The 2,870-nt window shown below is 74.1% G+C and carries 2 protein-coding genes; one reads left to right on the forward strand and one right to left on the reverse strand.

What is annotated here, in order from left to right; translation table 11 throughout:
- The coding region (locus CCN72_RS40005) for a SpoIIE family protein phosphatase (protein WP_143664131.1) at positions 1-1,986 on the forward strand (1,986 nt) is incomplete at its 5' end.
- Here CCN72_RS40005 and CCN72_RS19135 read toward each other — a convergent pair.
- Positions 1,940-2,870: MFS transporter (locus CCN72_RS19135; RefSeq protein WP_244174315.1), on the reverse strand; the 931-nt coding region annotated here is incomplete at its 5' end. The genes CCN72_RS40005 and CCN72_RS19135 overlap by 47 nt on opposite strands.

The raw sequence follows: 2,870 nt of genomic DNA on the forward strand, positions 1-2,870 counted from the left end.
GGCTGGGACACCGCGGTGTCCGTCAACGAGGAGACCGTCGACAGCACCCGGATCCCCGGCCGGGCCGCCGTGCTGTCCCCCGTGCTGCTGCTGGTCATGTACGGGCTGGTCGCCACCGCCGCGCAGTCCTTCGCGGGCGTCGGCACCACCGGTATCGGGCTCGGCAACGCCGATCACCACGACGATGTGTTCTCGGGGCTCGGGGAAGCGGTCTTCGGCAGCGGCGGCACCGGGCTGTTCCTGTCCCGGCTGCTGATCCTGATGGTGCTGACCTCGGCGCTGGCCTCCGCGCAGACCACCATCCTGCCGCTGGCCAGGACCGTCTTCTCGATGGCCGTGCACAAGGCGGTGCCCGCCCGGTTCGCCCGGGTGCACCGCAGGTTCCTCACCCCGACCTGGGCCACGCTCGGCATGGGCGTGGCCTCCATCGCGCTGCTCGTCCTGCTGTCGTCGTTCAGCCGCAACGTCCTCGCCGACTCGGTCGACTCCGTCGGCCTCGCGATCGCCTTCCAGTACGGCCTGACCGGCTTCGCCTGCCTCTGGTATCACCGCAAGGTCCTCACCCGCAGCCCCCACGACCTGATCTGCAAGGGCCTGATGCCGGGGCTCGGGGGGCTGCTCATGGTGCTGCTGTTCGGGTACGCCGCCTTCGTCGTCTACGCCGAACCGGGGTACGGCGCGAGCACCGTCGACCTCCCCGTGGTCGGGCGGGTCGGCGGGGTGACCGTCCTCGGGCTCGGCACCCTCGCGATCGGCTTCCTGCTGCTGCCGGTCGTCACCCGGGGGCACAGCACGGCGCTCAAGCTACAGCGCAGCCTGCTGCCGGGCCGGCTGCCCCCGCAGACCGCGTGCGAGACGGCGAGCCGCTATCTGCCCGCCGACAACGGGTCCGGGGTGGGCGGCGACTGGTACGACGTGATCCCGCTGTCCGGCACCCGGGTGGGCCTGGTCGTCGGGGACGTGCTCGGGCACGGGCTGCCCGCCGCCGCGACCATGGGCCGGCTGCGCACCGGACTGCGGGTCCTCGCCCGCCTCGACCTGTCCCCGGACGAGGTCCTCACCCGGCTCGACGACCTCGCCGAGCAGACCGCCCAGGAGCGCGCGCCCGCCCCGAGCAGCACCGCCCCGGTGCCCGGCCATGCCCCGCCCCCCGCCGACGAGGCGATGGTGACTTGCCTGTACGCGGTGTACGACCCGGTCTCCGGATGGTGCAGCATGGCGCGCGCGGGCGGTCCGCCGCCGGTGCTGGTGGCCGGGGACACGGGGGTCGCCCGGTGCCTCGACGTGCCGCCGGGGCCGCCGCTGGGGGTCGGCGGCCCGCCGTATCAGAACACCGAGCTGCGGCTCGCCCCCGGCAGTGTCCTCGCGCTGTTCACCGCCGGGCTGCTCCAGGCGGCCGATCAGCAGGACGCGGGGGTGCGCCGGCTCGCCGACTCCCTCACCGGCCATCGGGGATCCCTCACCGGCCCTCGGGGATCCCTGACCAGCCCTCGGAGGTCCCTGACCGAGCTGTGCGAGCAGACGGTGAGCGCGATGCTGACCGGCGCAGTGGACGAGGACGCGACGCTGCTGCTGGCCCGCACCCGGCTGCTCGACCGGACCCGGCTCGCCCAGTGGGAGCCGGCCGCCGATCCGGCCGCGGTCGCCGCCCTGCGCAGCAGCGTCAGCAAGCAGCTGGACGACTGGGGCCTTGACGAGCTGGCGTTCACCACCGAGGTCATCGTCAGCGAGCTCGTCACCAACGCCATCCGCTATGTCGGCGGCCCCATCCAGGTGCGTCTGATCCGGGACCGCACCCTGACCTGCGAGGTCTCCGACACTGGGCACACCACCCCGAATCTGCGGCACGCGGCGAGCGATGACGAGGGCGGCCGGGGGCTGTTCATCATCGCCCAGATGACCCTGCGCTGGGGCACCCGCTACACCCCCACCGGCAAGGTCATCTGGACCGAGCAGACCCTTCCACCGCCGCCGGCGCAGGGGTGATCAGCGGGCGGGGGGTACGGCGGCCCGCCGCGGCCAGTACGAGGGTCACGGCCACCGAGCCCGCCGCCATCAGGGCCATCCCCGTGGCCGGGGTGGTCAGTTGGGCCACCGCGCCCGCGGCCGCCGCGCTCACGCCCTGCATGGTCAGCATGCCGGAGGAGTGCAACCCGAGGGCCTGGCCCGCGAGTTCGCCGGGGGTGAGGTCCATCAGCCGCTCCTGCTGCACAAGGCTCGCGCCGAAGCCGGCGGAGGCGAGGGTGACACAGAGCGCGGCGAGCGGCAGCGGCGGATGGACGGCGAACGCCAGATAGGGCACGGCGAGCAGGAGCAGCAGCGGTGTCGCCAGCCGCCGGCGCACCCCGGGCGGCAGCAGCCGGCCCACCGTGACGTCCCCGGCGAACATCCCGAGCGCCCCGCAGGCGAACAGGGTGCCGGCCGCGTGCGGGGCGTACGACACGTACAGGGACTCGCAGCCGACGACCATGCCGTTCGGGAGCCACAGGCCCAGATAGGTGAGGCGGCGCGAACGGTCCGACCACAGGGTGGAGTTGGCGCGCCAGGTGGCCGAGGCGGAGGGGCGGCCCGCGCTGCGCGGCGGGCGGGCGGACAGGCCGAGGCGCAGCGCGAGGGCGGCCGTCAGGTACAGGGCCGCCGACAGCAGCAGGCAGACGCGGGGCGACAGCGCGGCCAGCAGGGCGCCGCCGGTGGCGAATCCGGCGATCTGGGTCAGGCCGCTCATCATGTTGAACACCGAACGCCCGGGCAGATAGCCGCCCTTGGCGAGGATCTCGTTCAGCAGGCCCCAGCGGACCCCGCCGCCGAGCGAGGCCACCAAGCCCATCGCGAGCAGCACGGCGAAGACCGCGCCGACCGGCAGTCCGGGC

It is taken from the genome of Streptomyces murinus (assembly GCF_002154555.1).
In the GTDB taxonomy this organism is placed as follows: Bacteria; Actinomycetota; Actinomycetes; order Streptomycetales; family Streptomycetaceae; genus Streptomyces; species Streptomyces murinus.